Genomic DNA, 8132 nt, shown 5'->3' with positions numbered 1-8132 from the left:
AGGGCGACATCGACCGCAACACCTACAAAACCCAGATCAGCATCCATATCCTGCCCGGTTGACAACCGGGCAGGAACCCAAACTGCGCGGCCTTGGGCCTAACCCGCCACAACGCCGCCACACGCATCGAGCATTTGGCGGCTCATGGTACCGATCCCGGCTTCGACGGGGACGAGGAGGCCACCAGCTCGGCCGAGCTGTTGGACGACGCCGCGTCCAGAGACCCATCGAATCCGCGTGAGCTGACCATTCGAAGCCTGCTCGAACACTGGGGTGTCGAACGACGCACTGCCGCGGTGATCTCCATGATCAAGTCGGATCTCGCGAGCAACGGACTGACCACGCGGCCCGCCTTCACCGAAGGCGCGTTGAGTGACATCGTCGCGCTTGTGCCGCTCGGAACAGAACCCGGGGGCGTCACGGTCACCGGCGCGGCCGAGGACATCGAGAACGTGACCGAGCCCGAGCCGATGTCTCGTCGGCTCGGCAGCCTCCCCGCTCGGCTTGTGTACGTGCCGTCCTCGGTCGATCTGACCTACGTCAAAACTTTGATGCTGCAACACCAGTTCTCCCAGGTCGCTGTCATCGATGAGGACGGCACCTATCACGGTGCGGTGACCTGGGAGTCGATCGGGCAGGCACACATCGCCAGCGATGACCCGACCTTGGCGAACGCGACCGTATCGGCCCTCGTTGTCGATCACGATGCCCTTCTGCTCGATCAGATCGATGCGATCTACGACAGAGGATTCATCTTCGTCCGGGATCAGGACCGCGTCAGAGTCACGGGTATCCTGACCGCCTCGGATCTCACTCGTCAGTTCGGCACGCTCGCACGTCCGTTCATCCTGATCGAAGAGGCTGAGAACCGGTTGCGTCGTGCTGCCGACGAACATTTCGACCTCGAGGACTTCAAGGGCTCGGTGGCCAACCATCAGAAGTCCCGGGTCAAGGACGCCTCGGATTTGACCTTCGGCAACTACGTCTTCCTCCTGCGAGACCCCGACCGCTGGCGCAAGCTCGGCTGGCGACTGGACCGAAGCCAGGTCGTCGATCTGCTGGAAAGAGTCCGGAACGTTCGCAACGACTTGATGCACTTCGCGACCGACCCCTTGTCGGAAGAACAATTCGCCGCGGTCACCGGGCTCTTGCAACTGCTTCGTACAGCCGAGCCGAACCCGTAGCAGTCGGCATCGGAGCGTCGACGACTACCTCCCGAAGGACGACGACGGTGTATGAGGAAAGGGTGTCGCTGAACCAGCACGTAGCACACGTGCCTTTCCTCTCCCGCGACTGTGGAGTCGGCACGTCGCCCTGGTTCGGCATGCCGACCGAGCGTCATCGAGCGGGCATGAGCGCGGAGATCATGGCCATACCGGCCGTTGTGCCGGGCACCCCGTATGCGCGAATTCACCGCCGCGCGCCGCGCGCAGGACCGGCTACAGCAGACGCGGAAACGTGCACGAATTCAGTCTCCACTGAACCAGAGATACCCATTCCTACGGATAGCGGCTTCGGCAGCATCGCGCAATACTGCGAGCATCTCCGCTTCTTTATCGTTGTTCGGCGACAGATGTACGAGTTCGTCCAAGAGCATGGCCAGTTGGGTCGTGTTGAACATTGTGTCAGCGTGCGCGTGGAGACCTCGAAGTAGAGAGCCCGCCGGAGCATTCTCTCGATACTTGACAAGCGTGTCCTCCACGTCCCCGTATACCAGTTCGACCCGTTCGTGGATTTGATTTTGAACAACTATGTCGATTCCCAATTCAACTCCCTGGCTTTTACGGGATCGGATACATGGTGATGATGCCGCCGAATCGGTCGGTGATGATTTTGTATCGACTGGTGGCGTGACCACCCAACTGCTCCGAGACGCTGCCGATGACTTTACCGGCGTCGACCTCGCGTTCGAAGTTGCCGTCGTGGTTGGGTCCACGTGCCGGTGAGTTCTCGGCCGCTTCGGCCAGCTCATCGAGTTCCTCGCCGGTAATCGTGTCGGGCCACGTCCCCTTCGACGGATTATAGTTGGGAGCGCCTTTGACATGCTTGCCGAGGATGTACTTTTCAACTTCATCGGTCATGCCCGGAGCCGGGTTGCCCGGAGCCAGCGGCAAGTTCTCGAATTTGTCCTCATCATCGATGTAAACCTTCATGGCGATGATGGCAGCAAGTTTGAGCGCGATATCGGTGAGGCTGGGGACTTTGTCGAACGCAGTGACGGTGAAGGCTGCGACGCCCGCCACCGCGGAGGCAGTGCCGATTATTTTGATGAGTTTGCTGGCGTCGTAGGTGCTTTTGAGCACTCTGGCGGTGTTACCCGCGATCGCTACGACGCCCACACCGGCGGCGACGTCGCTGAGTGCGGCGGTGATCCAGGAGGCGGCGACACCGATGACGACAGTGGTTCCGGCTGCTATCAAAGCGTTGGTGACCGCGTCCCTGAATTTGTCGCGGGTTTCGGAGGTGGCGGTGCTGTACTCCGCGACAGGTGTAGCGAGGTTGAGGGACGCGGAGGCAAGCTGGGTGGCGCCGCCGTTGAGGGTGGTGAGGTGACCGAGGATGGGGTCGAGGCCTTTTTTGTCCTGGATGTCGCTGAAAAGGTTGCTGATCTCGGTGATCCGGGATGCGGCATCGGTGATGGTCTTATGTTCGGCGAATGTCTTCCAGGTTGATGCGGCCTTCGCGAGCTTGTCCTTGTTGCCGTTGGGCAGCTTGCTTCCGAACTCCTCCTGGACTTTCCCGACCAGGGCGTCGTAGAAGCCGGGGACACTGCCACTTCCCTCGGTGACACCGTCGCCGTTATTGCCGACCGAAGTCGGGATGGTCACCTTGTACTCCGACATCGCCGTCACGGTGGGCCGGTCGGGCATCGGGTTGGAGTTGTTGGACAGTGCCCAGTTGTACCCGGCCGCGTAGAGCATGTTGCCGAAGTTGGTGAGGGCGTCGGCCAGGTTCGTGCAGGTCTGCATCGTTTCCCGGGCGACGCGGTCGTAGGTGATCCCCCATTGTTCGCAGCCCGCGGTGTTCCCGGCCATGCCAGCGCATTCACCCTTTACCGCGTCGTGGACCGGTTTGTCGGCGGCACGGAGGTCGGTTGCCAGCGCGTGGCATTTCTTGCCGGCGTCGTAGTAGGTCTGCCAGTCGATAACCAGTACACCCATGTGTCTTACCCCTGGGAGAACATCTTGTAGTTCGTGTCGTGGGCGGTGGTGTAGCGCGCATGGGCCGCCTTCGCCGCGTCGCTGACATCCTTCACACCCTCGACGAACTCCCGTGCCCCGGCGATCCATTGAGTGTGGGCATCGGCATACGCCTGGGCCGCAACCCCCTCCCACCCGGTACCGGCCAGGGTCGCGACCCGGTGATCGATCTCATCGAGATGCTCGCCGATGAACCCGGCCAGACCCGACAGACGAACCACGATCTCATCGAGATGGTCCAGGTCGACGGAAAACCGAGAGTTCATGGCAGATCCAAACTCGAAGTGCTCAGAGACGCAGCGTTGCTTTCATCGCGTGCTTGATAGGTTTCCGCGGTGACTCCGAGCTTTTCCGCCATACCAGTCAGGGCGGTCATGATTCTGGCGCCGCCATCGCGGACCTCGGTCCAGCCCTCGGAGAATTCGTTGGCCGCGTCCCCGGACCAGCCGCCATCGGTCAGCGAAGCGACCTCCTGCGCGGTGGAGTCCAACGCCGCGCGCAGCGCCTCCGCCAACTCGTAGACATACTTGCCTACCTCGCGCACCTTCTCGGGCACCACCGCGACGTTCTGGCCCGAGGCTGGTGTCCCCCCATCACTCATGACGCGAATCCTAACCGATACGCGCTTCGGTACCGGTAGAGCGAGGTGGGAGATCTTGGTCGGTTGGCGAGTACAGATTCCAATACATCGTGGCGCTCAACTCCGCCTTCCTCGACAGCGTCGAAGCGCAGAGCGACGGAGCTTTCGACGCAGGACCGTCCATACTCGACCAGCGACTTACCGACGAGACAGACACGGCGGGTGTTCGGCTTCCGTTTCAATTAGTCTCAGTGCGTCTGGTCGTGGGCACCCCGAAGCTGATCATGACCAACGAACCTCACGCCCCACCGTCAACCGTCCCCCAGGTTCCTCGGCTCGTGCCGGGGGCGGCCGGTGACGTCGACTGGTTCCGGTGGGTTCACGACCCAGACGCACCTTCTCGACCGGTGACTCTGCTCATCCACGCCGCATCAGCAGAACCTTCGATGTCAGTTCGTCTTCGTGTTTCTCAGGTGACGACCGACATAGCCGACAACCACCTTTCCTGTCTCGCCGGCAGTGTCATCGAAGAAGTGCACCCGAGGAGACGTAGCGCCCGCGCTGTCGATCTTCACGTGCGACTTCATGAAAACTGTTCCAGTACGACTTATCTCGCGGGGGACAGGCAGCACTCTCTCCTGCCTCATTCTGGGGTGGTTCCGCACGGACTCCGATTCCACCATCGCGACACGAGTCGATGGATAGCCGCGCGCGCCTGGCGGAACGTTCGAGCAGTATTCCCTGAATGTTCCACTGAATCCGTTCGACCGTCGGAGCCCACTGTAGTCATTCAACGCCGAGAGGCAGTCCCAAACCTTCGCGGCCCACGTCGAACCCTTCCATTCGTCGTCTAGCTCCACTGCTTTATCAGGGTCATACGTGAGAATCAGATTAGTCATGGATGTGCGCACCAGCTGGTTGATTTGGTCGAATGAGGTCGGACTCGGCTCTGTTTCGACCGGCGTGTACGCCTCGTCCGACCGACCCGCTTCGACAAGTCGGCGCTGCAGCTCCGCGACAGTCTTGCGGAGGTCGCCGAGCTCGTTGGCGTCCGTGTCATGATCGATGACTTCATGTTCGTATCTCTGTTCCGCATCCTGGACTTGGATTTCGAGGGCCCTCGCTTTGCGTTCCAAGAGCTCCAGCTGCTGTTGGGTTTCACGCAGTTTCTCGATAACCCCAGATAGATGCGGCTTCGCCGCGTCGGAAAGCATCGAGTCGACGTCCGACACAGTGCCTGTGGAGGGCGACGGGTCGACACTGATCAATGTGTCGGTAATACCGGGGAACTCGACCTCGCTCAATAAGGCCGGTTGAGGTGTTCGAGCCGACAAAAGGCGCGGCTGACGAGCGATCGTTTGCGCAGCTTTCTCATGGAAGTCGCTCTTCCTGAGCCAACTGAACATAAAGAAGCGATGTCGCCGACCATCCACCCAATCGTTAACGGCGACATCCGGTAGGTACCTCCGGAACTGACCGTGTCGGACTGCATGGGTGTCTCCCACCATCGCATTGAAACGATTCATCGCGGCATCGGACAGACGATGCAATGTCGCCAAGCCCGCGAGCTCACGGGCAGTCCTGTCAGCGAACGTATACCACGACGGATTGCTGATGACCGGCTCCACCGCAATTACCAGCGGCAGCGATCGTTCGGGGTCCGTCAATCGGTCGTACAGTTCCGGGACATCACCTGCGTCAACGTGATACGGCACCGATGACAAGCGAGTTCGCCCGTCCATGATCGTGAACTGCTCCAGCAGTTCACGCGCCACGCGCGGAGGACTGTAGCTGGTCATCTGGCGTCCAACTTCCGGGGCGGGATAATGCTCAACGTCGACACCGATGAAGGCGAAGCCATCCAAGCGATTGACCGCCGCAGTCAGCGTAGTCTGCCAAATCCCCCGGGCACGAGAGTCATTGCCGTTCTCACGCATCCTCAATCGAAGCGCAACCGGCCTGCCGCCGCCATCGTAAGCGTCAGTGACCGTGACAGTCCTGTCTGCGGCGACTCGATGCACGCCGGACGAAAGCTGCACATCGACTTTCTTGCTCTCCAGCCAGCGTTTGAAACATGCTCGTGCACCATTGAAGACGACATCCTGCTCACTGGCGACAATCGGAAGGACCGATCGATACACCAGAGGACTGGCGGGCTTGTCCCCGTAGGGCTCACTCACAGTGCGCGAAATAACTCGGTCGCGCTCTGCGCGTACTGAACGGACAGCGACCTTCTTCGGCATGATCAACGGGCTGGGACGTTCCATGTAATCCCCCGGCAGACAATGAGATTACTTCCGAAACAGAACATTACCTTGGCGGCAGCCGTGATGGATCCTACTCCGAAGAGTCGCAGGGATTGGAGGAGTTCAGCCACCTCGGGATCGTGTTCGGGTTCCACCTGACCGACCAGATGGACCTGCACTTCGGCGCGCGTAGCGCGCGGCAATCCCGAGTGGCCGAAGGTCGGCGTCTTCAGTCACAGGCACATGCGGCGCATCAACTGGCTCGGCGCATCCTGGTGACGACTGCTGCGAGTGAACGACCGCGACCTGCATGTAGCTGAGCTTGACGCCGTCGGCGGCACGCCCGTGCTGCACATCGTAGAGCGTCGCCATGGTTCGGCGTGCCGACCGGGCGTCATCGAGTGGGCATGGGCGCAGTGATCGTGGTGAAGTACTGCACCGCGGCCAGTATCGCGATCGGGGCCGAGACCAGTAGTTGACCCGCGACGGCGCCGAGGGGGCCCATCGCCACGACGCCGCCCAGGCAGCCGAGGAGGGCGGCGGGGAGGAACGGGCCGAACAGGCCGATGATGGTGGCCGAGGCGATGGTTACTCCGGCCAGGCCGCCCAGGACGCAGCCCGTTGCCGCGCCGCCTATTCCGCCGACCAGGGTGCCGACCATGACGCCGGTTGAGATGGTCGAGGTCAGGCGGGTCCAGGCGTCGCGTTCGCGGTCGTATTCCGAACGCCATGGGGCCTGGTCCTCGAAGGGCAGGGACACCGGGCGGTAGGTCGCGTGCTCTGGATCCAATTGCGGGGTCAGGACCACTGTGCGGTCGGTGATCTCCGCGGCGATCGGGAAGACGAAATCGTCTACACGAGCGGCGAGTTCGGCTGCGGCGAGCACACGGCCGTCGTCGCCCGTGATCCGGAGGACGGCGTCGTCGACGGTGAGCGAGCCCGCGTCGATCTCGATGACGGCGGAGGTGGATGTAGCGTGCGCGTTGAAACCTACCGGGCGCGAATCGGTTTCCGCGCCAGCAGGGCCCGCGGCGAGGACGGCAGTCGACGCGAGCGCCAGCACTGCGCCCGCCACGATCCCGCCATCGCGACGACGCGCGATCGCCGACACAACGGTTTCCACGACCACAGCACGACGACGACCTGCGCGGGTCCTCGCGACTCCGCCATCGCGGCGGCGAGCGACTGCCGCCGCGACGGATTTCTCGATTGCGCCATCACCGCGACTCCGCAACGACGAAACCGCGTCCTGCACGATCCCACCGCGATCCACGGACCCCGCCGCGCCCCTCACAATTCCGCCAGCGCGGCGACGAACGAGGCGGCTACGGCCTGCTGACCGGCCAACGTGGCGTGGACGCCGTCATCGAGCAGCAGCGGGTCCTCGCCGTTTGGCAGCGTGTCGTTCTCCACGTCGACGGTCAGGTCGGCCAGGTCGTGCAGCACGGTCGAGGTGTCGGCGATGTCGGCTCGGGTCCAGGTGATGGCGATTCGCTGGAAAGGCTCGAACGCGGCGATGCGGGCCTCGTCCACTGTGGTCGGGGTGAGCCAGATCCACTGCGCCGATTCGGGGGCGCGGGATCGGAGTATGCGCAAGTTGCGTTCGGTCTCGGCCAGGCCGACCAGACGCTGACCGCCGGGGCCGCCGATGCGCTGGGCGTCGTTGGCGCCGAGCTGGCAGAACACCCAGTCGGGGCGCTGGAAACCCAGAGCGGGAGCGAGCGTCAGCGTCTGCGTTGTGGTCGCCCCCGAGACGGCGAGATTGGTGAGCCGAATGGCATCGTCGGGTCTGCGCAGGTCGAGCAGATAGCGCAGGATTTCGAACCACGACAGCCGGTCGGCGGTCGAACTTTCGCCCAAGGCGACCACGTGCTGTCCGGGTCGAAGCGGCAGCCGATCCACCGCGGCGGCCACCGCGGCGTCGTCCAGGAGGGCAGCGGCCGCCCAGCGCGCCTGCTCATCGAAATCGGCACAGAGCTTTTCGTATTCGACGGGGGTGAGGCCGAACAGCGGTGCGACGCGGTCGGCGCCGAGGCCGGGGAGGTAGGGCAGCGAGCGTTCGGGACGCTGGAATCGGACGAGCTTCTCAATGTGCGGATTCATCGG

Annotated in this window: 8 protein-coding genes; 1 reads left to right on the top strand and 7 read right to left on the bottom strand. The window is 62.6% G+C overall.

Features of this window, described 5'->3' with window-relative positions; genetic code table 11:
• The first annotated feature begins 92 nt into the window (after positions 1-92).
• The gene (locus AB0L97_RS35325) at positions 93-1184 is read left to right on the top strand and encodes a CBS domain-containing protein (RefSeq protein WP_364438472.1); all 1092 of its coding nucleotides are present in this window, start codon (positions 93-95) and stop codon (positions 1182-1184) included.
• A gap of 284 nt (positions 1185-1468) precedes the next feature.
• Here the strand turns inward: AB0L97_RS35325 and AB0L97_RS35320 are convergent, their stop codons facing one another.
• From AB0L97_RS35320 to AB0L97_RS35290, 7 genes are all read right to left on the bottom strand, one after another.
• Complete coding sequence (locus AB0L97_RS35320; RefSeq protein WP_364438469.1) at positions 1469-1621, bottom strand: hypothetical protein; 153 nt, start codon at positions 1619-1621, stop codon at positions 1469-1471.
• 160 nt (positions 1622-1781) lie between these two features.
• Positions 1782-3161 (bottom strand): hypothetical protein, encoded by a 1380-nt coding sequence (locus AB0L97_RS35315; protein ID WP_364438466.1) that lies wholly within the window; start codon positions 3159-3161, stop codon positions 1782-1784.
• Between the two features lie 5 nt (positions 3162-3166).
• A complete protein-coding gene (locus tag AB0L97_RS35310; protein ID WP_364438463.1) occupies positions 3167-3466 on the bottom strand; it encodes a WXG100 family type VII secretion target in 300 nt (99 codons plus the stop codon).
• Complete coding sequence (locus AB0L97_RS35305) at positions 3463-3801, bottom strand: WXG100 family type VII secretion target (RefSeq protein WP_364438460.1); 339 nt, start codon at positions 3799-3801, stop codon at positions 3463-3465. Before AB0L97_RS35305 ends, AB0L97_RS35310 begins: the two co-directional genes overlap by 4 nt.
• 428 nt (positions 3802-4229) lie before the next feature.
• The gene (locus AB0L97_RS35300) at positions 4230-6047 is read right to left on the bottom strand and encodes a hypothetical protein (RefSeq protein ID WP_364438457.1); all 1818 of its coding nucleotides are present in this window, start codon (positions 6045-6047) and stop codon (positions 4230-4232) included.
• Between the two features lie 373 nt (positions 6048-6420).
• Positions 6421-7149: a hypothetical protein gene (locus tag AB0L97_RS35295; RefSeq protein WP_364438454.1), complete on the bottom strand. Its 729-nt coding sequence runs from the start codon at positions 7147-7149 to the stop codon at positions 6421-6423.
• 167 nt (positions 7150-7316) lie between these two features.
• Positions 7317-8129, bottom strand: coding sequence for an SGNH/GDSL hydrolase family protein (locus AB0L97_RS35290; protein ID WP_364438451.1), 813 nt, complete (start codon positions 8127-8129; stop codon positions 7317-7319).
• Positions 8130-8132 lie beyond the last annotated feature (3 nt).

Origin of the sequence: Nocardia sp. NPDC051911, assembly GCF_040681035.1 — a bacterium.
Classification (GTDB): Bacteria; Actinomycetota; Actinomycetes; order Mycobacteriales; family Mycobacteriaceae; genus Nocardia; species Nocardia sichangensis.
This window is presented reverse-complemented; position numbering and strand designations above follow the sequence as displayed.